This is a genomic window from Pseudomonas sp. LBUM1660, from assembly GCF_059695935.1.
This window is the reverse complement of record NZ_CP166795.1, coordinates 1,921,347-1,947,868: the sequence shown is the minus strand read 5'-3', so window position 1 is coordinate 1,947,868 and position 26,522 is coordinate 1,921,347. Positions and strand designations below refer to the sequence as shown.

Here is a 26,522-nt window from a genome sequence, read left to right as displayed (position 1 = left end):
CCATGAGCAAAATGAGAGCAATCGAAGCCGCCGTTCTGGTGATGCGCCGTGAAGGGGTTGATACCGCTTTTGGCATCCCGGGCGCCGCGATCAACCCGCTGTACTCCGCCTTGCAGAAGGTCGGTGGCATCGATCACGTCCTCGCGCGCCACGTTGAAGGCGCCTCGCACATGGCCGAGGGCTACACCCGCACCAAGGCCGGCAACATCGGCGTGTGCATCGGCACCTCCGGCCCGGCCGGCACCGACATGGTCACCGGGCTCTACAGCGCCTCGGCCGACTCGATCCCGATTCTTTGCATTACCGGCCAGGCCCCCCGCGCCCGTATGCACAAGGAAGACTTCCAGGCTGTCGACATCACCGCGATCGTCAAACCAGTGACCAAGTGGGCAACCACCGTCATGGAACCGGGCCAGGTGCCTTACGCGTTCCAGAAAGCCTTCTATGAAATGCGCTCCGGCCGTCCAGGCCCGGTGCTGATCGACCTGCCGTTCGACGTGCAGATGGCTGAAATCGAATTCGACATCGATGCCTACCAACCACTGCCGCTGGCCAAGCCAACCGCTAACCGTGTGCAAATCGAGAAGGCCCTGGCCATGCTCGATCAGGCCGAGCGTCCATTGCTGGTCGCCGGTGGCGGCATCATCAATGCCGACGCCAGCGAGTTGCTGGTGGAGTTCGCCGAGCTGACCGGTATCCCGGTGATCCCGACCCTGATGGGCTGGGGCACCATCCCGGACGATCACCCATTGATGGTCGGGATGGTCGGTCTGCAGACATCGCACCGCTACGGCAACGCCACCCTGCTGAAGTCCGACGTGGTGTTGGGCGTCGGTAACCGTTGGGCCAACCGCCACACCGGTTCGATCGATGTGTACACCGAAGGCCGCAAGTTCATTCACGTCGACATCGAGCCGACGCAAATCGGCCGCGTGTTCAACCCGGACCTGGGCATCGTCTCCGACGCCGCAGCCGCGCTGACCGTGTTCATCGAAGTCGCTCGCGAATGGCAAGCCGCCGGCAAGCTGAAGAACCGCAGCGCCTGGCTGCAAGACTGCCAGCAGCGCAAAGCCAGCCTGCAGCGCAAGACTCACTTCGACAACGTGCCGGTCAAGCCGCAACGGGTTTACGAAGAGATGAACCAGGTGTTTGGCAAAGACACTTGCTACGTCAGCACCATCGGCCTGTCGCAGATTGCCGGCGCGCAGTTCCTGCACGTCTACAAGCCGCGTCACTGGATCAACTGCGGTCAGGCCGGCCCATTGGGCTGGACCATTCCGGCCGCGCTGGGCGTGGTCAAGGCCGATCCGACCCGCAAAGTCGTGGCACTGTCGGGCGACTATGATTTCCAGTTCATGATCGAAGAATTAGCGGTGGGCGCGCAGTTCAAGCTGCCGTACATCCACGTTGTGGTAAACAATTCGTACCTGGGGCTGATTCGTCAGGCTCAGCGTGGTTTCGACATGGACTACTGCGTGCAGCTGTCTTTCGACAACCTGAACGCTCCGGAACTCAACGGTTACGGTGTCGATCACGTCGCGGTCGCCGAAGGCCTCGGCTGCAAGGCGCTGCGTGTGTTCGAACCGGGTCAGATCCAGCCTGCTCTGCGCAAGGCTCAGGAGCTGATCGAAGAGTTCAAGGTGCCGGTGATCGTCGAGATTATTCTGGAGCGCGTGACCAACATTTCCATGGGCACCGAGATCAACGCCGTCAACGAATTCGAAGACCTGGCGCTGGTCGGCAACGATGCGCCGACCGCGATTTCGTTGCTGGATTAACAGCTGAACGCTCCTTGTGTAGGAGCGAGGCTTGCCCGCGAAGGGGTCGTACCATTCAACATTGATGTCGACTGACACGACGCCTTCGCGGGCAAGCCTCGCTCCTACAGGGGGACCACACACATACGGGAGACCACCATGCCGCGTTTCGCAGCCAACCTGTCCATGCTGTTCACTGAGCAGGATTTTCTTGCCCGTTTCGAAGCGGCCGCCAAGGCCGGCTTCAGTGGTGTCGAATACCTGTTCCCCTACGACTTCAGCTCTGCCGAGATCAAGGCCAAGCTCGACGCCAACGGTCTGACCCAGGTGCTGTTCAACCTGCCGGCCGGTGACTGGGCCAAGGGCGAACGCGGTATCGCGTGCCTGCCGGACCGGGTTGAAGAGTTCCGCGCCGGTGTCGACCTGGCGATTGCCTACGCGAAAGTGCTGGGCAACACCCAGGTCAACTGCCTGGCCGGTGTTCGTCCACAAGGCGTCGACGATGCCACCGTGGAAAAAACCTTCGTCGCCAACCTCAAATACGCCGCCGACAAGCTGCAAGCGGCGGGCATCAAACTGGTGATGGAAGCGATCAACACCCGCGACATCCCGGGTTTCTACCTGAACAACACGGCGCAAGCCCTGTCGATTCGCGAGCAGGTCGGCAGCGCCAACCTGTTCCTGCAATACGACATCTATCACATGCAAATCATGGAGGGCGACCTGGCCCGCACCATGGCTGCGCACCTGGGCGAGATCAACCACATCCAGTTGGCCGACAACCCGGGGCGCAACGAACCTGGCACCGGTGAAATCAACTACCGCTTCCTGTTCGAACACCTGGACCGGATTGGTTATCAGGGGTGGGTCGGCTGTGAATACAAGCCGCTGACCACCACTGAAGCGGGCCTGAGCTGGCTCAAAACCCATAACGCGATCTGACCTGTCGCCGCGTCATCGTTCTTCGCGGGCAAGCCTCGCTCCTACAGGATCAGGTTGATACGCAATAGGGTGACAGACACGCACCCGTAGGAGCGAGGCTTGCCCGCGAAGGCGTCCTCGCTGACACCCACGAATTTTGCGAACAGAGCAATAAAAACAAGAGGAATTTCTCATGGCTAAAATCGGATTTATCGGCACCGGCATCATGGGCCACCCAATGGCGTTGAACCTGCAGAAAGCCGGTCACAGCCTGTTCCTGTCGGCGCATCACGACCCCGCACCTGCTGACCTGATTGCCGGTGGTGCCGTCGCCCTGGCGAACCCGAAAGAAGTCGCGCAAGAAGCCGAATTCATCATCGTCATGGTGCCGGATACCCCGCAGGTCGACGACGTGCTGTTCCGCGCCGACGGTGTTGCGGCCGGCGTGGGCAAAGGCAAAGTCGTGATCGACATGAGTTCGATCTCGCCGACGGCCACCAAAGCCTTCGCTGCCAAAATCAACGAAAAAGGCGCTCAGTACCTCGACGCGCCCGTGTCTGGCGGTGAAGTCGGCGCCAAGGCCGCGACCTTGAGCATCATGGTCGGCGGTGATGCCGATGCCTTCGAACGCGCGCTGCCGCTGTTCCAGGCCATGGGCAAGAACATCACCCTGGTGGGCGGTAACGGCGACGGTCAAACCGCCAAAGTGGCGAACCAGATCATCGTCGCGCTGAACATTCAGGCCGTGGCCGAAGCGCTGCTGTTCGCCTCGAAAAACGGTGCCGATCCCGCCAAGGTGCGTGAAGCGCTGATGGGCGGTTTTGCTTCGTCGAAGATCCTCGAAGTTCATGGCGAGCGCATGATCAAAGGTACCTTCGATCCGGGCTTCCGCATCAGCCTGCACCAGAAGGACCTGAACCTGGCCCTGCAAGGCGCTAAAGAGCTGAACATCAACCTGCCGAACACCGCCAACACCCAGCAAGTATTCAGCACCTGCGCAGCGATCGGTGGCAGCAACTGGGACCACTCGGCGCTGATCAAGGGCCTGGAACACATGGCGAATTTCTCGATTCGCGATAAGTAACAAAGCCCTGCACAAAACCTGTGGGAGCGGGCTTGCTCGCGAAAGCGGCGTGTCAGTCAACATCTCTGTTGAATGTGAAGCCGCCTTCGCGAGCAAGCCCGCTCCCACAGGGAACCGAGTCGTTCTCCAATAACAAGAAATTCCCGGGAGCCCGCCATGTCGGTCGATCCGCAACAATTCCTGCGCGAGCTGTTTGCCACAGCCATCGACGCGGCCCATCCGCAGCAAGTCCTCGAAGCCCATTTACCCAAAGATCGCAGCGGTCGGGTGATCGTCATCGGCGCCGGCAAAGCCGCAGCAGCCATGGCCCAAGTGGTGGAGCGTTGCTGGCGGGGTGAAGTCTCCGGTCTGGTGGTCACCCGTTACGGTCACGGCGCCCCGTGCGAAAAAATCGAAGTCGTCGAAGCGGCTCACCCGGTGCCTGACGCCGCCGGTCAAGCCGTCGCCAAGCGGGTGTTTGAACTGGTCAGCAACCTGAGCGAAGACGACCGCGTGATCTTCCTGCTTTCGGGCGGCGGCTCTGCCCTGCTGGCATTACCGGCGGCCGGCATCACCCTCGCTGACAAGCAATCGATCAACAAAGCGCTGCTCAAATCCGGCGCCACCATCGGCGAGATGAATTGCGTGCGCAAACACCTCTCGGCGATCAAGGGCGGCCGCCTCGGTAAAGCCTGCTGGCCGGCCACTGTTTATACCTACGCGATTTCCGATGTGCCGGGCGACCTCGCCACGGTCATCGCCTCCGGCCCTACCGTGGCCGATCCAAGCACTTCAGCCGAAGCCCTGGCAATCCTCAAACGCTACGGCATCGACGTACCGGCTTCGGTGCGCACCTGGCTGCAGAGCCCGGAATCGGAGACGGTCAAACCTGGCGATCCGAGCCTGGCGCGCAGTCACTTCCAGCTGATCGCCCGCCCCCAGCAATCGCTTGAAGCGGCCGCCGTGAAAGCGCGTCAGGCCGGTTTCAGCCCGCTGATCCTCGGCGACCTGGAAGGCGAATCCCGCGAAGTGGCCAAGGTTCATGCCGGCATTGCTCGGCAAGTGGTCTTGCATGGCCAGCCACTGGCGACGCCTTGCGTGATTCTCTCGGGCGGTGAAACCACTGTCACCGTGCGCGGCAATGGCCGTGGCGGGCGCAACGCCGAATTCCTGCTGAGCCTGACCGACAGCCTCAAAGGCCTGCCCGGCGTCTATGCACTGGCCGGTGACACCGACGGCATCGACGGCTCCGAAGACAACGCCGGCGCCATCATGACCCCGGACAGTTACGCCCGCGCCGCCGCCCTCGGCTTGAGCGCCAGCGACGAGCTGGACAACAACAATGGCTACGGCTATTTCGAGGCGCTGGACGCCCTGATCGTCACCGAACCGACCCGCACCAACGTCAACGACTTCCGCGCCATCCTGATCCTCGAGAGCCCTAAAAATGACGCCTGATAAAAAGGTCAAAATCCTCGCCACCCTCGGCCCTGCCACCGACGGGATCGACGATATCCGTGAGCTGGTGCAGGCTGGGGTCAACATCTTTCGCCTGAACTTCAGCCACGGCGATCACGCCGACCACGCGCAGCGATATCAGTGGATTCGTGAAGTCGAGCGCCAGCTCAATTACCCGTTGGGCATTCTGATGGACTTGCAAGGCCCGAAACTGCGGGTCGGCAAGTTCGCTGAAGGCAAAGTGCAACTGCATCGTGGCCAGGCCCTGCGCCTGGACCTCGACCCGACGCCGGGCGATCAGCGCCGGGTCAACCTGCCACACCCGGAAATCATCGCCGCACTCGAGCCTGGCATGGACCTGCTGCTGGACGACGGCAAGCTGCGACTGCGCGTGGTCACCAAGTACGCCGACGCCATCGACACCACGGTGCTCAACGGCGGTGAGCTCTCGGATCGCAAAGGCGTGAACGTGCCGCAAGCGGTGCTGGAACTGAGCCCGCTGACCGCCAAGGATCGCCGCGACTTAAGCTTTGGTCTGGAGCTGGGTGTGGACTGGGTTGCGCTGTCGTTCGTGCAGCGGCCGGAAGACATCCGCGAAGCCCGCGAACTGATCGGCGACAAAGCGTTCTTGATGGCCAAGATCGAGAAGCCATCGGCGGTGACTCAGTTGCGGGAAATCGCCGAGTTGAGCGACGCGATCATGGTCGCGCGCGGTGACCTGGGCGTGGAAGTGCCGGCGGAAAGCGTGCCGCAGATTCAGAAAAACATCATCAGCTTGTGCCGCGAACTCGGCAAACCGGTGGTGGTGGCGACGCAGATGCTCGAATCGATGCGCTTCTCCCCGGCCCCGACCCGCGCCGAAGTCACTGATGTGGCTAACGCCGTGGCTGAAGGTGCGGATGCGGTGATGCTGTCGGCGGAAACCGCCTCCGGCGAGTACCCGCTGGAAGCCGTGCAGATGATGAGCAAAATCATTCGCCAGGTGGAAAACGGCCCGGATTACCAGGCGCAACTGGACGTGAGCCGGCCGAAGGCCGAGGCGACTGTTTCAGACGCAATCAGCTGCGCGATCCGCCGCATCAGCAATGTGTTGCCGGTGGCGGTGCTGGTGAATTACAGCGAGTCCGGCACGTCGAGTTTACGTGCAGCGCGGGAACGGCCGACGGTGCCAATCCTCAACCTGACGCCGAACCTGCAGACGGCGCGCCGCTTGACGGTGGCGTGGGGCGTGCATTCGGTGGTCAATGATCGGCTGCGGCAAGTGGATGAAGTGTGCTCGACGGCGCTGGAGATTGCGCAGGCCCAAGGCATGGCCAAGCGGGGTGACACGCTGTTGATCACGGCGGGTGTGCCGTTTGGGCAGCCGGGGTCGACTAACTCGTTGCGAATAGAAACCCTGATCTAACAAATCACCCTGTGGCGAGGGAGCTTGCTCCCGCTCGACTGCGCAGCAGTCGTCTGGCATGACGGTTCCAATAGAAAAACCGCATTTGCCCAATTGGGGCCGCTCCGCAGCCCAGCGGGAGCAAGCTCCCTCGCCACAGGTTTTGTGCAAGACCTTTTGATTATCCTCTGCCCCCAGACTCCATCATGCCTGCCAACCACTTCAACACCCACTGCCCCGACTGGGCGACTGCCCTGCTCAACGGTTTCAGCCAGATCTTCCTTCAGCGCCATCCGCTGTTTGGTCTGCTGTGCCTGTTGGCGATTCTTTTCACCGCGCCTACCCTGCTCGGCGGTGCGCTGCTGGGCGGCGTCGCCGGGTTGCTCACCGCGCAACGACGCGGTTATGCCAAGGCCGATCGTCAGGCCGGGCTGTTCAGTTACAACGGTGTCTTGCTCGGCCTTTTGCTGAGCCTGTATTTCCCTTGGTCAGCACTGTTGCCGCCGCTGATCATTGCTGCGGGCGGACTGAGCGCGATGCTGACTCAGCAATGGCTCAAACGCGTCCGGGTCAGCCACTACCTGCCTGCCTATACGGCGCCCTTCGTTGGGTTGGGCTGGTTGCTGCTGTGCTTCGCCACCCCCTCGACAAAAGCGCATCTAATCGAAATCAACACGCTGAACATGCTCGCCGCACCGCTGAAAGGCTTCGGCCAGGTGATGTTCCTCGGTCATCCGCTGGCCGGTGCGATGATTGCCGTGGGTTTGCTGATCGCTGATCGCCGCGCATTCTGCTGGGCGTTGTTGGCGTCTGTCGCGGGCATGGGCTGGAGCCTGCTGCATCACGACGTTTACAGCGCATTGATCGGCCTCGGTGGCTATAACGCCGTACTCGCCGCCCTCGCCTTGAACTCGCTGCGCCAGCATCCGTGGCTGCCGCTGGTCGGCATTGCATCAGCGCTGTTGCTGACCTCGGTGTTTGCCGCCATCGGTCTGCCAACGCTGACCGCGCCGTTCATCCTCTCCTGCTGGCTGATCCGCACGGTTATTCAGATGCTCGGCATGATCGCTGTCGCCCGTGCGCCTTGCACTCTGGAGGAGAATCAACCTAGGCTTCGCTGATTATTGGTTCAGGCGGTATCCATGGACAGCAGCAAAAACTGGCGTGAAGAGCTTTACGTCATGGTTTTCCAAAGCGACACCAAGGCGGGGCGGCGCTTCGACGGCATCCTGCTGTTGATCATCCTCGCGAGCATCGTGATTGTGATGCTCGACAGCATCGACTCCATCCACCAGAACTACGCCAACGTGCTGGCGAACATCGAGTGGGGCTTCACCGTCATCTTCGTCATCGAATATGGCCTGCGCCTGTACTGCTCGCCCAAGCCGTTGCGCTATGCATTCAGCTTTTACGGGCTGGTGGATTTGCTGGCGATCGTGCCCGGCATCCTGGCGTTGTATTACGCCGATGCGCAGTATTTGCTGATTATTCGGATCATTCGGATGCTGCGGATTTTCCGCGTGCTCAAGCTCAGCCCGTACCTCAAGCAAGCCAACTATCTGATGTCGGCGTTGCGCGGCAGCAAGCAGAAAATCGTGGTGTTTCTGGTCAGCGTCTGCACGCTGGTGACGGTGTTCGGCACGTTGATGTACGTGATCGAAGGCCCGGAACACGGCTTCACCAGCATTCCCAAAGGCATCTACTGGGCGATCGTCACGTTGACCACGGTGGGCTTCGGCGACATCGTGCCCAAGACACCGTTGGGCCAGGTTATTTCGTCCCTGGTGATGATCACCGGTTACTCGATCATCGCCGTGCCGACCGGGATTTTCACCGCCGAACTGGCCAACGCCATGCGCGGTGAACAGCTGCAACACGACTGCCCGGTGTGCAAGAAAAACAATCACGAACACGGGGCGGCGTTTTGCTCCCGTTGCGGGAATGCTTTGTTTAAGAAAATGGAATAAGCAAAGTGCTTTTTAATCTTTAAAGGCCTATGCGAGCCCGGCTATAGTCGCTGGCAAATTGCCTCACTTTTTACAAAAAACTTTACAGAACACTCTTTATAAAACAAGGAATGCGCAGTGAAAAAACTCTTTGGCGCCTCACTTCTCGCTGCTGGCCTGGCCCTGACCAGCGTGGCTCAGGCCGCACCGACCCTGCTCAACGTTTCCTACGACGTGATGCGAGATTTCTACAAGGACTACAACACAGCGTTCCAGAAACACTGGCAAGCCGAGCACAACGAAAACATCACCTTGCAGATGTCCTTCGGCGGCTCCAGCAAACAGGCGCGTTCGGTGATCGATGGCCTGCCGGCTGACGTCATCACCATGAACATGGCCACCGACATCAACGCCCTGGCAGACAACGGCAAACTGGTCCCGGACAACTGGGTCACCCGCTTGCCGAACAACAGCGCACCGTTCACCTCGGCCACCGTGTTCATCGTCCGCAAAGGCAATCCGAAAGCCCTGAAAGACTGGCCGGATCTGCTCAAGGACGGCGTGCAAGTGATCGTGCCGAACCCGAAAACCTCGGGTAACGGTCGCTACACTTATCTGTCCGCCTGGGGTTACGTGCTGAAAAACGGCGGTGACGAGAACAAGGCCAAAGACTTCGTCGGCAAGCTGTTCAAGCAAGCGCCAGTACTGGATACCGGTGGCCGTGCAGCCACCACCACGTTCATGACCAACCAGATTGGCGACGTGCTGGTGACCTTCGAAAACGAAGCGGAAATGATTGCCCGTGAGTTTGGTCGTGACCAGTTTGAAGTGATCTACCCAAGCGTCTCCGCTGAAGCCGAGCCGCCGGTGTCGGTGGTCGACAAAACCGTCGACAAGAAAGGCACCCGCGCCGCAGCCGAGGAATACCTGAAGTACCTGTGGTCGCCGGAAGGCCAGGAAATTGCGGCGGCCAACTACCTGCGTCCGCGTGATCCGGCGGTGCTGGCCAAGTACACCGATCGCTTCCCGAAAGTGGATTTCCTGTCGGTGGAGAAGACCTTTGGTGACTGGCGCACGGTACAGAAGACCCACTTCAATGATGGTGGGGTCTTTGATCAGATTTACAGCGGTCAGTAATCGCTGAGCCCAACGAAAAAGGCGACCCGATGAGGTCGCCTTTTTTGTGGCACAAGATTTGTGTTCACTGATAATCCCCTGTGGGAGCGGGCTTGCTCGCGAAGAGGCCGTGTCAGTCGACATCAATGTTGAATGACACACCGCTTTCGCGAGCAAGCCCGCTCCCACAGGGATTTCGATTCGCCGTTACATTGGCGGTGTAACGCCATCCTTGCCCGCCGAGATGGACTGCGCGGTCAGTGTCCCGTCTGCACTTTGGGTGACGAACGTTACGATCTTCACACCCACCTTCAGCAAACTCCTATCCCCCGGCATCAGATTCACGATCGGCACATCGTCCGGCACCAGAATCTTCTGCTGGCCGCCCTTGTAGTTGACGGTCAACACCCGGCCATTGCTCACCACCAGATCGCCGACGCTGCCGTTGGTCATGCTGCTGCCCTTGACCAGATCGAACGGCCGATGCCCGTCGCCGCTGCCCGCCAGTTCCGGTGGGAACACATGGACCTCCAGCGCCTTCAAGGTGCCATCGTCTTGCGGTATGGCCGCTGAGCCAATGTAGCTGCCGGGCTTGATGTCTTCGATATTGGCGAGGGTAACGGCGCGGACTTTGGTGTCGTTGGTCAGTTTAATGACCACGTTTTCACCCGTGTTGACGTGGACTTTCAAGACATCCGGGCTCACCCCGCTGATCTCGCCGCGAACGCCAATGCGCATGCCCGGCGCATCGGCAGCCTGGGCGATCCCTACTGTGAACAAGCCGATCAAGCCAAGAACTGAAGCGCCGCGAATAAGGTGACGAAACATCGCATTCATGGAAGTGCCTTCCGGTCAGGAATCGTGAAGATAGAACATAAGCACGCTATCGAACAGGATGTAAGTGAATGTATCATCGAGCCTCGATATTTTGACGCAAGATTCATCGATGGACAGCCCATACGTCCGTCACTCATTCCGCAAAGGAATGATTGCTATCACTCCGATCTCTCTTCTGCCGAGTCCGATTCCTCTTTAGCCTGCGCGCATTCCCTTCTGTTCAGCGAGACACGTTATGAACCCAGCGACCCAGGTGCCCCACGGCACCGCAACAATGACCAAAGGCATGGTGCTGCTGTTCGCCTTTTGCTGCGGCGCTATTGTGGCCAACATCTACTACGCCCAGCCGATCATCAGCCTCATCGCGCCGGACATCGGCCTGACCAGCACCATGGCCAGCCTGATTGTTTCGTTGACCCAGATTGGTTACGCGCTTGGCTTGTTCTTTCTGGTGCCGCTAGGCGATCTGCTGGAAAACCGCCGACTGATGATCATCACCACCGTGGTGGCGATTGCCAGCCTGTTGGGCGCAGCGTTTACCGATCAGCCGAATGTGTTTTTGCTGATCTCGTTACTGGTGGGTTTCAGTTCGGTGTCGGTGCAGATCCTGATTCCGCTGGCCGCACACCTTGCGCCGGAAGAATCACGGGGTCGGGTCGTCGGCGGGATCATGGGCGGTTTGCTGCTGGGGATTCTGTTGGCGCGGCCTGTATCCAGCTTGGTGGCTGACCACTTCGGCTGGCGTGCGATGTTTGTGATCGCGGCGGTGTTGATGGCGGCGATCAGCCTCGTGCTGGCGCTGACGATTCCCAAGCGCCAGCCTGATCACAGCGCCTCTTATGGCCAGTTGCTGGGGTCCCTGTGGACGCTGTTGCGCCAGCAACCAGTGCTGCGTCAGCGCGCGTTTTACCAGGGTTGCATGTTCGCCACGTTCAGCCTGTTCTGGACCGCCGTGCCGCTGGAACTGGCGCGAAATCACGGCCTGTCGCAAACCCAGATCGCGATCTTCGCCCTGGTCGGCGCCATCGGTGCGATCGCCGCCCCTATCGCCGGTCGACTGGCCGATGCCGGCCACACTCGCATCGCTTCATTACTGGCCCTGCTGTTCGCCAGCCTGAGCTTCCTGCCAGCGTTCATCCATCCGGTCTACAGCGTCATCGGCCTCGCAGTCACCGGCGTGGTCCTCGACTTCTGCGTGCAGATGAACATGGTCCTCGGTCAACGCGCGGTCTACGCCCTCGACGCCAAAAGCCGCAGCCGCCTGAATGCGCTGTACATGACCAGCATTTTCATCGGCGGCGCGTTCGGATCCTCGGTGGCCAGTGCGGTGTATGAGCACGGTGGCTGGTTGTGGATCGTGATTGTGGGCAGTGCGTTTCCGCTGTTGGCGTTGTTGCGGTTTTTGAGTGTTTCCGAAAAGAGCTCGTTGGCGACCGCGTGAACCTTCAAAAGCTTCGCGGGCAAGCCCCGCTCCCACAGGAAGGCTTGCTCGTGATTGATGTGCGACTGATGTTCCGCACTTCAAATCTTCAACATCCCCCAACCTCTGCCTGAAAATTCCGGATTACCTCGATGCTCGCTCACCAATGTGGGCACCGGAATATCCAGCCCCTGCGCCTCCATTTGTTGCAGAAGTATCTGCGCGATTTCGACGGCGGCGTCATATGCCTCCTCGAACGTATCCCCGGCAGTCACAGCACCCGGGATATCTGGTATTTGAATACCTGTCGCAGTCCTCTCATCTCCCCACTCGATAATGATTGGATAGTGCACAACGGTTCCTCCAGCAAAAACCACCTTAATGGAGCGCCACTGCACCATAGAAACCAGGCAGGGTCTGTTCACGTTGTTTTTCAGGATGTGAATCCTTCATGCCCCCAAGCATGAATCCCAAAACTTCACCTGACCGCCATTCGCCCCTGCGGTCAGGATTGATCTCACCTGATTCGTTACCGCCAAGGCCAACCCGGATTACACTCAGCGTCCAAAGCCTGAAGCGATGCTGGATGCGATTCGCGGCTGACCCGTTCAACGGCCGCCTGCCCCGGCGGCATGTGCTTTCAAGGAGTGTGCAATGACCCGACGTACCTTTCTCATTACCGGTGCCAGCAAAGGCATCGGCCGGGCAGTGGCCGAACATCTGGACCGTGCGGGGCATCGGGTGGTCGGGATTGCCCGGACGCCGGACCTGTCCTTCCCCGGCATTCTGTTTCCGCTGGATCTGAGCGACAGGGCACTGACTCAGGAAGTACTGGCGGATCTGGCCAGGACGTATGAATTTGATGGACTGGTGAACAACGTCGGCCTGGTTCGCCCGCAAGTGCTGGGCGAAATCGACCTCGATACGTTTGATGACGTGATGCGGGTCAACCTGCATTCGGCGTTGCAGGCCACTCAGGCGTTGCTGCCAAATATGCGCGCCAAGGGCTGGGGTCGGGTGGTGAATATTTCCAGTCTGACCGTACTCGGCATCACCCAGCGCACGGCCTACGCGGCGGCCAAGGCGGCGATGATCAGCTTCACGCGCTCTTGGGCGCTGGAATTGGCGCAAACCGGTGTGACCGTGAACGCCGTGGCGCCGGGGCCGACTGAAACAGAGCTGTTTCGCGCCAACAACCCGCCGGGCAGCGAAGGTGAAGCGCGGTATCTAGCGGGTGTGCCGATGGGACGACTGGGGCAGCCACAAGAGATCGCGGCGGCCATTGCGTTTTTGTTGTCCGAGCAAAGCGGGTTTATCACCGGGCAGACCTTGTTTGTCGACGGCGGCTCCTCCATAGGCAAAGCCGCGTTCTGACCACCGGCAAAATCCCCCTTGATCTTCACAAGGACCTGAGATGGACCGCCTCGGCGCAATGGAAACCTTCGTCTACGTGGTGGAAACCGGTTCGTTTTCCGCCGCCGCCCGGCGCTTGAATATCGGCCAGCCCGCCGTCTCGAAAGTCATCGCGCAATTGGAGGCGCGCCTTGCCGTTCGGCTGCTGCTGCGATCAACCCGTGGCCTGACACCCACCGAGGCTGGCCTGGCCTTTTTCGAACGCTCCAAGCGTGCCATCGAAGAAGCCAATGAAGCCGACAACGCAGCACGCGGCGCCGCCAGCGGTCTGAGCGGTAACCTGCGCATCTGCGCTGCCGTGACCTTCGGCCGGCTGCATATCGTTCCGCATCTGGGGCCATTTCTCGATCAGAACCCGGACCTGAACATCGATTTGATGCTGGACGATCGCAACGTCAATCTGGTGGAAGAAGGCGTCGACATCGCCCTGCGCATGGGCGCCCTGAGTGACTCCGGCCTGACCGCCCGCAAGATCGCCGAGTGTCGGCGCATGGTGCTGGGCACGCCAGCCTATTTCGAAAAACACCGCGAGCCCACCTGCCCTGCCGATCTGAGCAAACACCAAGCAGTCATCTACACCTTGGGCGGTGGTGCCAATTGGCAGTTCCGCAAGGCCTCGGAAGAACAGGCAGTGATCATCAACGGCCGAATCCGCGTCAACGTCGCCGAAGGTCTGCGTGCAGCCGTGCTCGCCCATCAAGGGCTGACGATAGCGTCCGAATGGATGTTTGCACCGGAACTGGCGAACGGCGCGGTCAGGGAAGTGATGAAGGATTGGACGTTGCCGAATCAGGACCTTTGGGCGGTGTTTCCCACAGGCAGAATGGCCAGCGCAAAGGCTCGGGCGTTTGTGAAGTATGTGCAAGGGGTGCTGATAAAAGAGGTCTGAGAAACGCTCAGAAAGCAAAACGGCGATCCTGGGATCGCCGTTTCTGTTTACTCCCCGAACTGCCGCCCCAACCCACCCGGCACACCATGGATATTGGTCTCTTCCCATGGCCCGTTCGGGCTGATCGACCGGCTCCAGCCGTTGTTCCAGCGGTAGTAGGTGCGCTGGCGGTAGAAGGTGTTGGGTTGGTCATCAAGCACATAGACGCCAAGCTTGGCATCCCAATGGCTGTTGCCCCCCGGTGGCGGCGCGAAGCTGGCGGAAGTGCGTGGCAGCGGCTTGGCGGGTTTGGCCGGGGTGGTCGGTTTACTCGGCGCTGTCGAGGGCGCCGGTTTGGTACTTGGCTGCGACGGCGGGATCGGTGGCGGGGTTGGCTGCTCAGGGGGCCGTTGGACCACACAAGCGCTTAACCCCAAAACCATACTGAGCAGGGTGATACGAGCGATGGTGGTCATAGTGGCGTTTCCTGTCATTTGTCCGGGCTGTCGATGGTCAGTGTTTGCTGCGTCGTGCTGCTGCTGGCCAGAGGCTGGCTGCGACCGATCCATTCGCCGGCCGTTGGTTGGCCGGCGCGAGAGATGCGCGCAACCAGTTGGACTTCAGGGAAGTTCGACAGTTTCAACTGCGGCATCATTGCGTCGGCATCGCCCAGTTCGACGGTGGCCGGCAGATCAGCCACGGTCAGACGCTTGGCGGCCAGCGGTGCCGGTGGACCCGAGGTCGCGCGGGCGAAAATGAACACGCTGTCGCCGGGCAGAACCTTGGCTTTGAGCTCGGGCGCCAGATCGACGGTGACTGTAAGCTTCGCTGCCGCTTTGGCCGCTGGAGCCTGGGCGACTTTGCCACCGCTGGCTTCGAGTTTCTCGGTGGCTCGCGTGATCCCGCCTTGCAGCGCGGCACGGGAACTGTCCTCCGGCGGCAGTTGCGCCAACAGGCGATTCCAGTAGTCGATGGCGTCCTGATACCGCTGGCTTTCAAACGCCGCGATGCCCAGCAGGCCAAGGCTGGTGACTTCTTTCGGATCGGCTTTCAGCGCTTCGTCAGTCAACGCCTGAATCTTGTCCGACCACTTTTTGCCATCGGCGAAGTACTGGGCCTGGGCCCATTGGCCGAGCAGCTCCGGCTGACGACCGGCCAGGTTCACCGTGCGCTCGAAGATCTTCGCCGCGTCGCCAGGACGGTCCTGAGCCATGTAGGTGCGACCGAGGAAGTACAAGCCTTCAGCCGAATCCGGCTGCGCCGCGACCGCGCGCTCCAGACGCTGGGTCATCTCTTCCATCGACTGCGGCGCCTGGGCGAATTCGCGGGTCAGTTCAACCTTGTCGCTGGCACCGTAATGCAGGTACAAGCCCAGCCCCAGGACCGGCACCAGAATCGCCGCCAGCAAGGGCCACGGTTTGCCAAGGCGGGACACGCGCGGTGCCTCGACGCCTTCGGTGTCGGCGAGCAACTCACGGGCAGCTTCGGCGCGACCGGTTTCCAGTTGAGCAGCGTTGAGCACGCCCTCTTCCTGCTCGGTTTGCAACTCAGCCACGCGCTCCTGATACAGCGCGACGTTCAGGGCAGTACGATCCTCTTCAAGTTGAGCGCGACGGCCACGCAAAACAGGGATCAGCAGAAAACTCAGGGCAACCAGAAGTAGCAGACCTGCAGCGAGCCAGAAATCAATCATTCTTGGTTTTATCCAACAGGTGGTCGAGGCGCTCACGCTCCTCGGCAGAGAGCTCATCCTTGGTGTCAGCGCGTTGCACGCGACGACGGCGGACGATCACGGCGATGATCACAAAACCGCCCAGCAGCAGGCCGGCCGGGCCGAACCAGAGCAAAGCGGTCTTGGCGTTCAGAGCGGGTTTGTAGCGGACGAAATCACCGTAGCGATCAACCATGAAGTCGATGATCTGCTGATTGTCCTTGCCCTCGCCCAACATGCGGAAAATCTCTTTGCGCAGGTCGGCGGCGATGGGTGCGTTGGAATCGGCGATGTCCTGATTCTGGCACTTGGGGCAACGCAGCTCTTTGGTCAACTCGCGAAAACGCTCGCGATCACCTTCTTTGGCGAACTCGTAGGTGTCGATGGCGCCGTGTGCAACACCGGCCATGCTCAAACCTAATACAGCGGCGGCTATCCAGCGCTTCATGGCTTGGCCTCATCGACCAGTGCCTGATACTTGGCCGCCAGTTTTTCGCGCCAGACCTGTTCGTCGATCACTCCGACGAACTTGTCGCGGATGATGCCTTTGGCGTCGATGAAAAAGGTTTCCGGGGCGCCGTACACACCGAGATTCAGGCCCAGCGAGCCCTCCGCGTCACTGATGCCCAACTGGTAAGGGTTGTGGAATTCCACCAGCCACTTCTTCGCGTCGGCGTTGACGTCCTTATAGTTGATGCCATAAATCGTCACGCCCTGCTGGGCCAGCTTGTTCAATACCGGATGCTCGACCTTGCAGGCGATGCACCAAGTGGCCCAGACGTTGACCAGTGCCGGTTTACCGAGAATGTCGGCTTTGGTCAGGGTCTTGTCGCCCTCCACGGTCGGCAGGGAAAACGCCGGGAACGGCTTGCCGATCATCGCCGAAGGCAACTCGGCCGGATCCAGGTACAACCCGCGATACAGGAAAACAGCCACCACCAGAAAAATCGCCAGTGGCAACAGCATTAACCAACGTCTCATGCCGTGGCTCCCGTCATGCCCAGCGCTTCACGCACGCGGCTTTTCACCTTGACCCGATAACGGCGATCCAGCGCCGCCAGCAACCCGCCGAAACCTGTCAGCAGCCCGCCGAACCAGATCCAGCGCACGAACGGTTTGACGTGGACACGCACGGCCCAGGCGCCATCGCCCAGCGGTTCGCCGAGTGCGACGTAGATGTCACGGGTGAAACCGGCGTCGATCCCGGCTTCGGTCATCACCGAGTTCTGCACGGTGTAGAGGCGTTTTTCCGGGTGCAACACGCTGACTTCCTTGCCATCGCGGATCACCCGAACGGTGCCCTTGTCGGAGGTGAAGTTCGGACCTTCGTAGTGCTTGGCGCCTTCGAACACGAAGTGATAACCGGCCAGGTCCATGGACTCGCCCGGCGCCAGGCGCAAGTCGCGCTCGGCACTGTTCTGGCTCGACAGCACGACGCCAAGGGCACACACGGCGATGCCCAAGTGCGCGATCTGCATGCCCCAGTAGCTGCGGGTCAGAGTCGGCAGACCTTTGATCAGGCCTTTGTGGCGGGTCTTGTCGAGGATGTCGCGCACACCGGCCAACAGCACCCACGCCGCGAGCATGAACGTGGCGATCACCGCCCAGTTGAAATCGCCATAAGCGACGCCGGCCACCACGGCCAACGCGGCACTGCCGAGCAACACTGGGGTCAGCATGCTCATCAGCCATTTGACCGGGGTGTCTTTCCAGCGCACCAGCATGCCGACGGCCATCACCATCATCAGCAACGCCATCAACGGAATGAACAGCGCGTTGAAGTACGGCGGGCCGACCGACAGCTTGGCACCGGTCATCGCATCGAGAATCAGCGGATACAAGGTGCCCAGCAGAATCATCGACGCCGCCACCACCAGCACCAGGTTGTTGCCCAGCAGCAGGGTTTCCCGGGACCACAGATTGAAGCCGACGTGACTCTTAACTACCGGGGCGCGCAGGGCGAACAGCGTCAGCGAACCGCCGACCACGAACAGCAGGAAAATCAGGATGAACACGCCGCGCTCAGGGTCGGAGGCAAAGGCGTGAACCGAGGTCAGCACGCCGGAACGCACCAGGAACGTACCGAGCAAGCTCAACGAGAACGCGGCAATGGCCAGCAACACGGTCCAGCTCTTGAACACGCCACGTTTTTCCGTGACCGCCAACGAGTGAATCAGCGCCGTACCGACGAGCCATGGCATGAACGAGGCGTTTTCCACCGGGTCCCAGAACCACCAGCCGCCCCAGCCGAGTTCGTAGTACGCCCACCACGAACCCAGGGTGATGCCGATCCCGAGGAAGGCCCAGGCAACGATGGTCCATGGACGCGACCAGCGCGCCCACGCCGCATCAAGACGACCGCCCAGCAAGGCAGCGATGGCGAACGCGAACGCTACGGAGAAACCGACATAACCCATGTACAGCATCGGTGGGTGAACGATCAGGCCGATGTCTTGCAGCAAGGGATTGAGGTCGCGACCGTCCGCCGGAATCTGCGGCAGGATCCGTGCGAACGGGTTCGAGGTGAGGATCAGGAACAGCAGGAAACCGGTGCTGATCATGCCCATCACCGCCAGCACGCGGGCCAGCATCACTTGCGGCAACTGCCGGGAGAACACCGACACCGCAAAGGTCCAGCCGCCGAGGATCAAGGCCCAGAGCAGCAGCGAGCCTTCGTGAGCGCCCCACACCGCGCTGAACTTGTAGTACCACGGCAAGGCGCTGTTGGAGTTGCTGGCCACGTAGGCGACGGAGAAGTCGTCGGCCATGAACGCGTACGTCAGGCAGCCAAAGGCGAACAGCAAAAAGGCGAACTGGCCCCAGGCCGCTGGCTGAGCGAGGCTCATCCACAAACGGTCACCGCGCCAGGCGCCGAGCAATGGCACGATGGCCTGGACCAGCGCAAAACACAGCGCCAGGATCATGGCCAAGTGGCCGAGTTCAGGAATAAACAGTGCGGATGTCATCGATCAACCCTCCTTCGCGGGCGTTGGAGCAGATTGACCGCTGTCTTTCAAAGCCTTGGTCACTTCCGGCGGCATGTACTTTTCATCGTGCTTGGCCAGCACTTCGTCGGCAACCACCACGCCGTCAGCGTTGAGTTTGCCCAAGGCCACGATGCCCTGCCCTTCACGGAACAGGTCCGGGAGGATGCCGCGGTAGCTGATGGTCACGGATTTGCTGAAGTCGGTGACGATAAATTTCACGTCCAGCGAATCGCCGGAACGTTGCAGCGAGCCCTTCTCGACCATGCCGCCGGCGCGAATGCGCGTGTCTTGCGGGGCTTCGCCGTTGGCGATCTGGGTCGGGGTGTAAAACAGATTGATGTTCTGCTGCAGGGCGCTCAGGGCCAGGCCGACGGCAGCGCCGACACCCACCAGGATCGCGAGAATGATGATAAGACGCTTTTTGCGCAGCGGATTCACTTGCCGTTCTCCCGGCGCAAACGACGCGCCTCTTGTTGCAGATACCGCTTGCGGGCCAGGATCGGCGCCGCCACGTTGAGGGCCAGCACCGCCAGGCAGATGCCATAGGCTGACCAGACATACAGGGCGTGATGGCCCATGGCGAGGAAGTCGCCGAATGAAGCAAAACTCATCGAACGGCCTCCAGACTGTTCTGCACTTCAGCTTTCACCCAACTGGCCCGGGCTTCGCGCTTGAGCACTTCAAGGCGCATGCGCAGCAACAACACCGCGCCGAAGAAACAGTAGAAACCCAGCACCGTCAGCAACAATGGCAGCCACATCTCGGCGGGCATTGCCGGTTTTTCGGTGAGGGTGAAGGTCGCGCCCTGGTGCAGGGTGTTCCACCACTCCACCGAGTATTTGATGATCGGGATGTTGATCACGCCGACAATCGCCAATACCGCGCAGGCCTTGGCCGCGCTGTCACGATTACTGATCGCGTTGCCCAGCGCAATAAGACCGAAGTACAGAAACAGCAGAATAAGCATGGACGTCAGTCGCGCATCCCAGACCCACCACGAGCCCCAGGTCGGTTTGCCCCAGATCGCGCCGGTGACCAGCGCCACGGCGGTCATCCAGGCACCGATGGGCGCCGCGCATTGCAGGGCGACGTCGGCCAGTTTCATTTTCCAGACCAGCCCGACGATGCCGCACACCGCCAGCATGACGTAGACGGACTGCGCCAGCATGGCGGCCGGAACGTGGATATAGATGATGCGAAAGCTGTTGCCTTGCTGGTAGTCAGGCGGCGCGAAGGCCAGGCCCCAGACCACGCCGACGCCGATCAGCAGCACTGCGGCGATGCTCAGCCACGGCAGCAGTTTGCCACTGATGCCGTAAAACCATTTGGGCGAGCCGAGCTTATGAAACCAGGTCCAGTTCATTACTGTTTCCATCACGGTTGCTCTTCGCTATGAAGAGCACAGGGTCTTTACTGATCAATTTTTGACCAGACCTCATTATTCGCCGACGCTGATCTTCAGGCCAGCAGCTATTGCAAACGGTGTCAGCGTTATCGCCAGGGCGGTCAGGCTACCAAGCCACAAGAGATAACCGGTCGCCGGCATGCCCTGCAACGCGGCCTGCAAGGCGCCACTGCCGAGAATCAACACCGGGATGTACAGCGGCAGAATCAGCAGCGCCAGCAACAGGCCGCCACGCTTCAATCCCACCGTCAGGGCTGCGCCCACCGCACCGAGCAGGCTCAGCACCGGTGTACCCAGCAATAAAGAAAGCAGCAACACCGGCAGACAGGCGGTTGGCAAACCGAGCATCAACGCCAGCAGTGGAGCGAGCAAAACCAGTGCCAGGCCAGAGAAGGCCCAGTGTGCCAGTACCTTGGCCAAAACCAGAAGAGGCAGGGGGTGCGACGAAAGGACCCACTGTTCAAGCGATCCGTCTTCGAAATCACTGCGGAAGAGCCCGTCCAGCGAGAGCAGGACCGATAAAAGGGCCGCGACCCAGACCAGTCCCGGAGACAAGGTTTGCAACAATTGAGACTCGGGACCGACCGCCAACGGGAACAGGGAAACGACGATCGCGAAAAATACCAACGGATTGGCCAGTTCAGCCGGACGGCGGAACAGCAGGCGGGCCTCACGGGCGACCAACAGGCCGAAAACACTCATACGGCCCACTTCCCCAGATCGATATCGCGATAGCCGGCCGGCATTCGGCTCAGCGTGTGGTGGGTGGTCAGCACCACCATGCCGCCGCGCTCACAGTGGGCGGCAAGGTGTTCTTCGAGTTGCGCCACGCCTTGTTTATCGAGCGCAGTGAACGGCTCGTCGAGGATCCACAGCGGCGGGCTGTCCAGATACAGCCGAGCCAACGCTACACGGCGCTTCTGGCCGGCGGACAACGTGTGGCAGGGAACATCCTCGAAACCGCGCAGTCCGACATCGGCCAGCGCTTGCCAGATCGCCTCGTGGGAAGCGGGTTGATGCAGGGCGCAGAGCCAGATCAGGTTTTCTTCCGGCGTCAGCAAGTCCTTGATCCCGGCGGCATGCCCGATCCACAGCAGGTTGCGCGCCAGTTCAAGGCGCTGGTCGTTCAGCGGCCGGCCGTTGAGCAACACTTGACCGGCGGTCGGCTGCATCAATCCGGACAGCAGACGTAAAAGGCTGGTTTTGCCACTGCCGTTGGGGCCACTGATTTGCACCATTTCGCCACTGGCCAGTCTCAATTCGAGATTTTCGAAAAGCAGCCGAAGGTCTCGCTCACAAGCGAGGGCAACGGTTTGCAGGACAGGACTGGTCAAGAGATCACGGGCCTTTTGCGGTTCAAGTCGGCGGCGGAGCGGCCGCTAAAGAGATGCAGCATAGATGCATTGGCGGCCTGTTCTAGAGAGCTGCGTCAAACAAATGCAATGTTTTCGCCACTCCCCGAAAGACGGGCGGCATTATACATGCCATGCCCTACTCTAAAGAGTGCATTTTCCTCAGGTTGTGACCGCGTATGACAGGCGAAATGAACATCCTCCCGCTACCACAGACCACGCCCGCGACTTCGCGGCCGTTGGTGGTGAGTGGCGATCTGCTCAAGCTGCTGACGCCGATGGAGGGCCTGATCACACCCGGTCAGACCGCCAAGGCCGAAGTGCTGTCGCTCAAGCAAGCGGATCAGACCTTTCAACTGTTGCTCAAAGTCACCCTCGACAGCGGTCGCCAGACCACGGTCCAGGCCACCAGCACCCAGCCGCTGCCCCAGGGCACCAGCCTGGCGATCACCCAGCCGTCAGCCAGCAATCTGGCGATCACGGTGCAACAGGCCATTGCTTCCAGCGTCGCCACCCTCACCCGCATCGACACGGCGCAATTGCCTGTCGGGACGTTGTTGCAGGGTAAAGTGCTGACTTCGCAGGTGTTGCCGCAGGTGCCGGGCCAGCCGACGGTGTTTCGTTCGATGGTGAGCCTGCTCAACACCGCGTTGAGCGGCAGCACGCTGAGCATCGACAGCCCTACGCCGCTGCGCATCGGTACGTTGTTGAGCGCCTTGGTGCAGGACACGCAAACCTTGAAGTTCGTGCCGCTGAGCAATCGTCAGGAGCAGTTGGCGGTCACCCAGCAATTGGTCAGTCAGCAGAGCCGCCAAGGTTCGCTGGATGGCTTGATAAAGGTGCTGCAAAACCTGCCACCGTCGGACCAGACCTCCAGCGACCTACGTGTTGCCGTGGAAAAACTGCTGGCCGGTTTGCCGGACGTTCAGCAACTGAGTACGCCAAAAGGCCTCGCCCAGGCGCTGGCCAATAGCGGGCTGTTCCTCGAAGCGAAATTGCTGAGTGGACAAAACCCGACATTGGCGCCGGACATGAAAGGCGATCTGCTCAAGCTGATCGCGCAACTGACGCCGGGGCTGCCGGCCAACACCAATCTCAACGCGATCATCGCGGCCAACACCTTGGTCCAGTCCATGCCGAGTTTCGTGCGCAGCGCCCTCGGCATGCTCGGCCAGGTCAGCGCAAAGCCGCTGCCCGCCAGTTTCCCGCTGCCCGAACGGCTGCTGCAAAGCCACGACGGCGAAGACGATCTGGAACAGTTGCTGCGTCTGGCTGCGGCGGCCGTCTCGCGCCTGCAAAGCCATCAATTATCGAGTCTTGAGCAAACCGGCGTCACTGACGATGGACGACTGCTCAGCACCTGGCAGCTGGAAATCCCGATGCGCAATTTGCAGGACATCGTGCCGCTGCAGGTCAAATTCCAGCGCGAAGAAGCACCCGAGAAAGAACCACCCCACGAACGCCGAGACGAACGCGAGCCGAAACAGCCCCTGTGGCGCGTGGACCTGGCGTTCGACATGGAACCGCTGGGCCCGTTGCAGATTCAGGCGCAGTTGATCAAGGGCAGCCTGTCCAGCCAGCTCTGGGCCGAACGCCCTTACACCGCCAGCCTGATCGAAAGCAATCTGGCCGCGCTGCGCCAGCGCTTGCTGGATTCCGGGCTGAACGTCGGCGATCTCGACTGCCACCTCGGCACACCACCACAAGGCCCTCAAACCCGCCTCGAACAACGCTGGGTTGACGAAACCGCATGAGAAACCCCAACACCCCTCGCCAGGCCATCGCCCTCAAATACGACGGCACCCATGCCCCTACCCTCACGGCCAAAGGTGACGAAGAACTGGCGGAAGCGATTTTGAAAATTGCTCGCGAATGCGAAGTGCCGATCTATGAGAACCCGGAGCTGGTAAGGCTGCTGGCGAAGATGGAGTTGGGGGACAGCATTCCGGAGGAGTTGTACCGCACGATTGCCGAGATTATTGCGTTTGCGTGGAGTTTGAAGGGCAAGTTTCCGGCGGGGCATGATCCAGAGGCGGTCGTGCTGGAGAAGGACATTACCGAACGCGGGGATGACTACTGAGGTTTCGAGGACGCCATCGCGAGCAGGCTCACTCCTACATTGGATCTTTGGCGTGCACAGAATGTGTGTTCACTGAAGATCTACTGTGGGAGTGAGCCTGCTCGCGATTGGCTATCTCAGTTCCGGTGAAGCTTGCGCATCAACTCCGCTTCAGCCTGGGTCAAACCACACGACTGAGTCAGTTCATCAACGGTAGCCCCCATCCCGACCAATCGTGCCGCCTGTGCAAACGACAGGCTCGACGGATCGCGCTGTTCCAGCTGAGCCAGTTTGTCCGGCAAGGGACCGACGACGGCGCGCAGTTCGTGCAGGTCTTCACCCATGCGCACGTTGCCGCGCTGATAATCGTCGACGCGCTTGGCCAGGTCCTTGATGCGCTGATCGCGCAGCGCATCACCCTCGGCCTGTTGCGCCGCGATCACGCGCTGGCTGCGGATGTACGCCAGGAACATTGCCAGCGTGCCTGCCCAGAAAAGGAACAGGACAATGACCGCTACCTCAAGAATCAATCAGATGTTCTCCAGGTCCGACCATTCTTCTTCGCTCATCATCTTGTCCAGTTCGACCAGGATCAGCAGTTCGTTGTTCTTGTTGCACACGCCTTGGATGAACTTGGCGGACTCTTCGTTACCGACGTTCGGCGCGGTCTCGATTTCCGACTGACGCAGGTAAACCACCTCGGCCACGCTATCGACCATGATCCCGACCACTTGCTTGTCGGCTTCGATGATCACGATACGGGTGTTGTCGCTGATCTCGGCATTCATCAGGCCGAAGCGCTGACGGGTGTCGATGACGGTGACCACGTTACCGCGCAGGTTGATGATGCCCAGCACGTAGCTCGGGGCACCCGGGACCGGGGCGATTTCGGTGTAACGCAGGACTTCCTGAACGCGCATCACGTTGATGCCGTAGGTTTCATTGTCCAGCTTGAAGGTTACCCATTGCAGGATCGGATCTTCGGAACCTTTTGCATTCGTCGCTTGACTACTCATACCCTGACCCCTCGAAAAACCGCTTCTGGCGGTGTGTGTTCTGTGTGGCGGCATTCAACAATGCCGTCGCATACTTGTTATGTCGGCAGCTATGTCGGTTTGTGTAGCGGCTTGCTGCCGCCCATGTGCTTTGCCCCACCGCTGGCGATCAACTCGGCCAGGGCAGAAACGTCCAGCAGCGCACACATGTGCTCAATCACCGTGCCGGCGAGCCATGGCCGCTGACCTCGATGACTTCTCCATTTGATTTCGTTCGGGTCCAGGCGCAATGAGCGACTGACCTGATGCACCGCCAGCCCCCACTCGTAGCCCTGAACCGAAATGACGTATTGCAGGCCCTGGCGGAAATCATCGCGGTAGCGGTCGGGCATGACCCAGCGCGCGGTGTCCAGGACTTTCAGGTTGCCGGCCTGACTCGGCAGGATCCCGAGGAACCACTCCGGCTGACCGAACAGCGGCGTCAGCTCGTGACCGGCCAGCGAATAAATCGAGCCCAGGCACACCAGCGGCACCGCCAGGGTCAACCCGGCGACATCGAACAGCAGGCATTCGAACGGCTCGGCGGCCCACGCCGGGCGACCGTCAGTTTCTACCGGTGGCGGCGTGTTGCTCGGCGGCAGATGGACTTCGACCAGCGGCGGCACCAGGGTTTGCAGCAACGGTGCGAGGGTCGATACCGACGCCAGAACCGGTGCCGGCGCTTCTTCGAGTACCGCCGGTGCTTTTGCGACCGGTGCAGCGACCGGAGCCGCCACGGGCGCTACGACAGGTGCAGCGGTCACGACGGACTTCTGCGCATCACGCGCCTGCTCTTCAAGCACGGCTGCCTGGAACTCGTCCAGCGCAGCCTCAACCTCTACCGCTTCGACAACCTCAATGACTTCAGCCACCGCTTCCACTTCCAGCGGCAACTCTTCAGTCGCCTCCATCAGCAGGCTGTCCAGATACGACTGGAGCGCCAGTTGCGGACGCGAGGTGATTTTCACCGGCCGATTCATCTCAGGCCACCTGCGGGACAAGTTGTGCTGCCAGCAAATGCTTGAGCAAGGCGCGATAAGCGAGAACCCCACGGCTCTTGCCGTCGAATTGCGAAGGTGTCAGCCCGGCCCGGCTCGCATCCCGCAGGCGCGTATCGATCGGGATGTAGCCTTGCCAGATCTCTTCCGGGTATTTGTCGCGCAGCACGCGAAGGGTCCCGAGGGACGCCTGGGTGCGGCGGTCGAACAGAGTCGGAATGATGGTGAACGGCAACGCCACTTTGCGTGAGCGGTTGATCATTGCCAGGGTGTTGACCATGCGTTCCAGGCCTTTGACGGCCAGGTGTTCAGTCTGCACCGGAATGACCAACTGCTGGCTCGCCGCCAAGGCATTGACCATCAGTACGCCGAGCAACGGCGGGCTGTCGATCACGGCGTAATCGAAGTCCTGCCACAGCTGCGCCAGGCTCTTGGCAATCACCAGGCCCAAACCACTCTGGCCCGGCGACTGACGTTCAAGCGTGGCCAGAGCGGTGCTCGACGGCAACAGCGAAATGCGTTCGTCACTGGTCGGCAGCAGCAACTGACCGGGCAAACCTTGCGGCACGCTGCCCTTGTGCAGGAACAAGTCGTAGCTGCTGTGTTCCAGGCTGTCGGGGTCGTAGCCGAAGTAGCTGGTCATGGAGCCGTGGGGGTCGAGATCGACCACGACCACGCGCTTGCCCGCCTCGGCCAGCAAACCGGCTAAAGCGATAGAGGAAGTGGTTTTACCAACACCACCCTTTTGATTGGCAACGGCCCAGACTCTCATTCGAAATGTTCCTCCCGGTCG

General features: G+C 60.7%; 28 protein-coding genes and 1 pseudogene. 13 read left to right on the top strand and 16 right to left on the bottom strand.

The window, feature by feature from the left end; genetic code table 11:
• Positions 1–2 precede the first annotated feature (2 nt).
• The 8 genes from gcl to ACA068_RS09120 all read left to right on the top strand — a co-directional run bounded on the left by gcl (position 3) and on the right by ACA068_RS09120 (position 9,666).
• On the top strand, positions 3–1,778 hold the full coding sequence (gene gcl / locus ACA068_RS09155) for a glyoxylate carboligase (protein WP_010456878.1): 1,776 nt from the start codon (positions 3–5) through the stop codon (positions 1,776–1,778).
• A gap of 138 nt (positions 1,779–1,916) precedes the next feature.
• Positions 1,917–2,699, top strand: coding sequence for a hydroxypyruvate isomerase (gene hyi / locus ACA068_RS09150; RefSeq protein WP_497309260.1), 783 nt, complete (start codon positions 1,917–1,919; stop codon positions 2,697–2,699).
• A 172-nt stretch (positions 2,700–2,871) separates the two neighbouring features.
• Positions 2,872–3,762, top strand: coding sequence for a 2-hydroxy-3-oxopropionate reductase (locus tag ACA068_RS09145; RefSeq protein ID WP_497309258.1), 891 nt, complete (start codon positions 2,872–2,874; stop codon positions 3,760–3,762).
• 156 nt (positions 3,763–3,918) lie between these two features.
• The gene (locus tag ACA068_RS09140; RefSeq protein WP_497309256.1) at positions 3,919–5,199 is read left to right on the top strand and encodes a glycerate kinase type-2 family protein; all 1,281 of its coding nucleotides are present in this window, start codon (positions 3,919–3,921) and stop codon (positions 5,197–5,199) included.
• A complete protein-coding gene (gene pyk / locus ACA068_RS09135; RefSeq protein WP_497309254.1) occupies positions 5,189–6,604 on the top strand; it encodes a pyruvate kinase in 1,416 nt (471 codons plus the stop codon). The genes ACA068_RS09140 and pyk overlap by 11 nt, the downstream gene beginning before the upstream one ends.
• 185 nt (positions 6,605–6,789) lie before the next feature.
• Entirely contained in the window at positions 6,790–7,704 is a 915-nt protein-coding gene (locus tag ACA068_RS09130) for an urea transporter (protein WP_497309252.1), read from the top strand.
• A 21-nt stretch (positions 7,705–7,725) separates the two neighbouring features.
• A complete protein-coding gene (locus tag ACA068_RS09125; RefSeq protein ID WP_497309250.1) occupies positions 7,726–8,550 on the top strand; it encodes an ion transporter in 825 nt (274 codons plus the stop codon).
• 117 nt (positions 8,551–8,667) lie between these two features.
• Positions 8,668–9,666, top strand: a complete 999-nt coding sequence (locus ACA068_RS09120) for a sulfate ABC transporter substrate-binding protein (RefSeq protein ID WP_150702741.1) — start codon at positions 8,668–8,670, stop codon at positions 9,664–9,666.
• Between the two features lie 186 nt (positions 9,667–9,852).
• Here the strand turns inward: ACA068_RS09120 and ACA068_RS09115 are convergent, their stop codons facing one another.
• Positions 9,853–10,482, bottom strand: coding sequence for a hypothetical protein (locus tag ACA068_RS09115; RefSeq protein ID WP_497309248.1), 630 nt, complete (start codon positions 10,480–10,482; stop codon positions 9,853–9,855).
• A gap of 235 nt (positions 10,483–10,717) precedes the next feature.
• On the opposite strand from ACA068_RS09115, the gene ACA068_RS09110 reads away from it, so the two are divergent.
• Positions 10,718–11,923 (top strand): MFS transporter, encoded by a 1,206-nt coding sequence (locus tag ACA068_RS09110; protein ID WP_497309247.1) that lies wholly within the window; start codon positions 10,718–10,720, stop codon positions 11,921–11,923.
• Between the two features lie 83 nt (positions 11,924–12,006).
• Here the strand turns inward: ACA068_RS09110 and ACA068_RS09105 are convergent.
• Positions 12,007–12,255: pseudogene (locus ACA068_RS09105) on the bottom strand (type II toxin-antitoxin system HicB family antitoxin); the annotation flags it as partial.
• A 301-nt stretch (positions 12,256–12,556) separates the two neighbouring features.
• Here ACA068_RS09105 and ACA068_RS09100 point away from each other — a divergent pair.
• Positions 12,557–13,276 (top strand): SDR family oxidoreductase, encoded by a 720-nt coding sequence (locus tag ACA068_RS09100; RefSeq protein WP_497309245.1) that lies wholly within the window; start codon positions 12,557–12,559, stop codon positions 13,274–13,276.
• A gap of 40 nt (positions 13,277–13,316) precedes the next feature.
• Entirely contained in the window at positions 13,317–14,204 is an 888-nt protein-coding gene (locus tag ACA068_RS09095) for a LysR family transcriptional regulator (RefSeq protein ID WP_497309244.1), read from the top strand.
• Positions 14,205–14,251: 47 nt separating this feature from the next.
• Here the strand turns inward: ACA068_RS09095 and ACA068_RS09090 are convergent, their stop codons facing one another.
• The 10 genes from ACA068_RS09090 to ccmA form a co-directional block, all read right to left on the bottom strand.
• Complete coding sequence (locus tag ACA068_RS09090) at positions 14,252–14,659, bottom strand: hypothetical protein (protein WP_497309242.1); 408 nt, start codon at positions 14,657–14,659, stop codon at positions 14,252–14,254.
• A gap of 14 nt (positions 14,660–14,673) precedes the next feature.
• Positions 14,674–15,876 (bottom strand): c-type cytochrome biogenesis protein CcmI, encoded by a 1,203-nt coding sequence (ccmI, locus tag ACA068_RS09085; RefSeq protein ID WP_497309241.1) that lies wholly within the window; start codon positions 15,874–15,876, stop codon positions 14,674–14,676.
• On the bottom strand, positions 15,869–16,342 hold the full coding sequence (locus ACA068_RS09080; protein ID WP_497309239.1) for a cytochrome c-type biogenesis protein: 474 nt from the start codon (positions 16,340–16,342) through the stop codon (positions 15,869–15,871). The genes ccmI and ACA068_RS09080 overlap by 8 nt, the downstream gene beginning before the upstream one ends.
• Complete coding sequence (locus tag ACA068_RS09075; protein WP_497309238.1) at positions 16,339–16,875, bottom strand: DsbE family thiol:disulfide interchange protein; 537 nt, start codon at positions 16,873–16,875, stop codon at positions 16,339–16,341. The genes ACA068_RS09080 and ACA068_RS09075 overlap by 4 nt, the downstream gene beginning before the upstream one ends.
• Positions 16,872–18,860 carry a heme lyase CcmF/NrfE family subunit gene (locus ACA068_RS09070; RefSeq protein ID WP_497309236.1) on the bottom strand — a complete coding sequence of 663 codons (1,989 nt, stop codon included), beginning with the start codon at positions 18,858–18,860 and terminating at the stop codon, positions 16,872–16,874. Before ACA068_RS09070 ends, ACA068_RS09075 begins: the two co-directional genes overlap by 4 nt.
• Positions 18,861–18,863: 3 nt before the next feature.
• Positions 18,864–19,319, bottom strand: coding sequence for a cytochrome c maturation protein CcmE (gene ccmE / locus ACA068_RS09065; protein WP_283183583.1), 456 nt, complete (start codon positions 19,317–19,319; stop codon positions 18,864–18,866).
• Complete coding sequence (ccmD, locus tag ACA068_RS09060) at positions 19,316–19,492, bottom strand: heme exporter protein CcmD (RefSeq protein WP_008145547.1); 177 nt, start codon at positions 19,490–19,492, stop codon at positions 19,316–19,318. The genes ccmE and ccmD overlap by 4 nt, the downstream gene beginning before the upstream one ends.
• Positions 19,489–20,244 (bottom strand): heme ABC transporter permease, encoded by a 756-nt coding sequence (locus ACA068_RS09055; RefSeq protein WP_010456917.1) that lies wholly within the window; start codon positions 20,242–20,244, stop codon positions 19,489–19,491. The genes ccmD and ACA068_RS09055 overlap by 4 nt, the downstream gene beginning before the upstream one ends.
• A 75-nt stretch (positions 20,245–20,319) precedes the next feature.
• On the bottom strand, positions 20,320–20,988 hold the full coding sequence (ccmB, locus tag ACA068_RS09050; protein WP_090188533.1) for a heme exporter protein CcmB: 669 nt from the start codon (positions 20,986–20,988) through the stop codon (positions 20,320–20,322).
• A complete protein-coding gene (ccmA, locus tag ACA068_RS09045; protein ID WP_497309233.1) occupies positions 20,985–21,620 on the bottom strand; it encodes a cytochrome c biogenesis heme-transporting ATPase CcmA in 636 nt (211 codons plus the stop codon). The genes ccmB and ccmA overlap by 4 nt, the downstream gene beginning before the upstream one ends.
• 197 nt (positions 21,621–21,817) lie before the next feature.
• On the opposite strand from ccmA, the gene fliK reads away from it, so the two are divergent.
• Together fliK and ACA068_RS09035 are read left to right on the top strand one after the other, a co-directional pair.
• A complete protein-coding gene (gene fliK, locus ACA068_RS09040; RefSeq protein WP_497309231.1) occupies positions 21,818–23,392 on the top strand; it encodes a flagellar hook-length control protein FliK in 1,575 nt (524 codons plus the stop codon).
• Complete coding sequence (locus ACA068_RS09035) at positions 23,389–23,718, top strand: EscU/YscU/HrcU family type III secretion system export apparatus switch protein (protein ID WP_497309230.1); 330 nt, start codon at positions 23,389–23,391, stop codon at positions 23,716–23,718. Before fliK ends, ACA068_RS09035 begins: the two co-directional genes overlap by 4 nt.
• Positions 23,719–23,834: 116 nt before the next feature.
• Here ACA068_RS09035 and ACA068_RS09030 read toward each other — a convergent pair whose 3' ends face one another.
• The 4 genes from ACA068_RS09030 to ACA068_RS09015 form a co-directional block, all read right to left on the bottom strand.
• Complete coding sequence (locus ACA068_RS09030) at positions 23,835–24,227, bottom strand: DUF2802 domain-containing protein (RefSeq protein WP_497309228.1); 393 nt, start codon at positions 24,225–24,227, stop codon at positions 23,835–23,837.
• Positions 24,228–24,713 (bottom strand): chemotaxis protein CheW, encoded by a 486-nt coding sequence (locus ACA068_RS09025; RefSeq protein ID WP_010456928.1) that lies wholly within the window; start codon positions 24,711–24,713, stop codon positions 24,228–24,230. It abuts the gene before it with no gap.
• Positions 24,714–24,802: 89 nt separating this feature from the next.
• Positions 24,803–25,711 carry a CheW domain-containing protein gene (locus ACA068_RS09020; protein WP_497309226.1) on the bottom strand — a complete coding sequence of 303 codons (909 nt, stop codon included), beginning with the start codon at positions 25,709–25,711 and terminating at the stop codon, positions 24,803–24,805.
• A gap of 1 nt (position 25,712) precedes the next feature.
• Positions 25,713–26,501, bottom strand: coding sequence for a ParA family protein (locus ACA068_RS09015; protein WP_109628602.1), 789 nt, complete (start codon positions 26,499–26,501; stop codon positions 25,713–25,715).
• Between the last annotated feature and the right edge of the window lie 21 nt (positions 26,502–26,522).

Bases quoted from the DNA above. Each gene is read 5' to 3' on its own strand.
- ACA068_RS09140 (WP_497309256.1), top strand. From the start codon at position 3,919: ATGTCGGTCGATCCGCAACAATTCCTGCGCGAGCTGTTTGCCACAGCC.
- ACA068_RS09110 (WP_497309247.1), top strand. From the start codon at position 10,718: ATGAACCCAGCGACCCAGGTGCCCCACGGCACCGCAACAATGACCAAA.
- ACA068_RS09035 (WP_497309230.1), top strand. From the start codon at position 23,389: ATGAGAAACCCCAACACCCCTCGCCAGGCCATCGCCCTCAAATACGAC.
- fliK (WP_497309231.1), top strand. From the start codon at position 21,818: ATGACAGGCGAAATGAACATCCTCCCGCTACCACAGACCACGCCCGCG.
- ccmB (WP_090188533.1), bottom strand. From the start codon at position 20,988: ATGAGTGTTTTCGGCCTGTTGGTCGCCCGTGAGGCCCGCCTGCTGTTC.
- ACA068_RS09025 (WP_010456928.1), bottom strand. From the start codon at position 24,713: ATGAGTAGTCAAGCGACGAATGCAAAAGGTTCCGAAGATCCGATCCTG.
- ACA068_RS09080 (WP_497309239.1), bottom strand. From the start codon at position 16,342: ATGAAGCGCTGGATAGCCGCCGCTGTATTAGGTTTGAGCATGGCCGGT.
- pyk (WP_497309254.1), top strand. From the start codon at position 5,189: ATGACGCCTGATAAAAAGGTCAAAATCCTCGCCACCCTCGGCCCTGCC.
- ACA068_RS09125 (WP_497309250.1), top strand. From the start codon at position 7,726: ATGGACAGCAGCAAAAACTGGCGTGAAGAGCTTTACGTCATGGTTTTC.
- ACA068_RS09090 (WP_497309242.1), bottom strand. From the start codon at position 14,659: ATGACCACCATCGCTCGTATCACCCTGCTCAGTATGGTTTTGGGGTTA.
- ACA068_RS09070 (WP_497309236.1), bottom strand. From the start codon at position 18,860: ATGACATCCGCACTGTTTATTCCTGAACTCGGCCACTTGGCCATGATC.
- ACA068_RS09100 (WP_497309245.1), top strand. From the start codon at position 12,557: ATGACCCGACGTACCTTTCTCATTACCGGTGCCAGCAAAGGCATCGGC.
- ccmI (WP_497309241.1), bottom strand. From the start codon at position 15,876: ATGATTGATTTCTGGCTCGCTGCAGGTCTGCTACTTCTGGTTGCCCTG.
- ACA068_RS09055 (WP_010456917.1), bottom strand. From the start codon at position 20,244: ATGAACTGGACCTGGTTTCATAAGCTCGGCTCGCCCAAATGGTTTTAC.
- ACA068_RS09095 (WP_497309244.1), top strand. From the start codon at position 13,317: ATGGACCGCCTCGGCGCAATGGAAACCTTCGTCTACGTGGTGGAAACC.
- ACA068_RS09075 (WP_497309238.1), bottom strand. From the start codon at position 16,875: ATGAGACGTTGGTTAATGCTGTTGCCACTGGCGATTTTTCTGGTGGTG.
- gcl (WP_010456878.1), top strand. From the start codon at position 3: ATGAGCAAAATGAGAGCAATCGAAGCCGCCGTTCTGGTGATGCGCCGT.
- ccmD (WP_008145547.1), bottom strand. From the start codon at position 19,492: ATGAGTTTTGCTTCATTCGGCGACTTCCTCGCCATGGGCCATCACGCC.
- ACA068_RS09130 (WP_497309252.1), top strand. From the start codon at position 6,790: ATGCCTGCCAACCACTTCAACACCCACTGCCCCGACTGGGCGACTGCC.
- ACA068_RS09145 (WP_497309258.1), top strand. From the start codon at position 2,872: ATGGCTAAAATCGGATTTATCGGCACCGGCATCATGGGCCACCCAATG.
- ACA068_RS09020 (WP_497309226.1), bottom strand. From the start codon at position 25,711: ATGAATCGGCCGGTGAAAATCACCTCGCGTCCGCAACTGGCGCTCCAG.
- hyi (WP_497309260.1), top strand. From the start codon at position 1,917: ATGCCGCGTTTCGCAGCCAACCTGTCCATGCTGTTCACTGAGCAGGAT.
- ACA068_RS09115 (WP_497309248.1), bottom strand. From the start codon at position 10,482: ATGAATGCGATGTTTCGTCACCTTATTCGCGGCGCTTCAGTTCTTGGC.
- ACA068_RS09015 (WP_109628602.1), bottom strand. From the start codon at position 26,501: ATGAGAGTCTGGGCCGTTGCCAATCAAAAGGGTGGTGTTGGTAAAACC.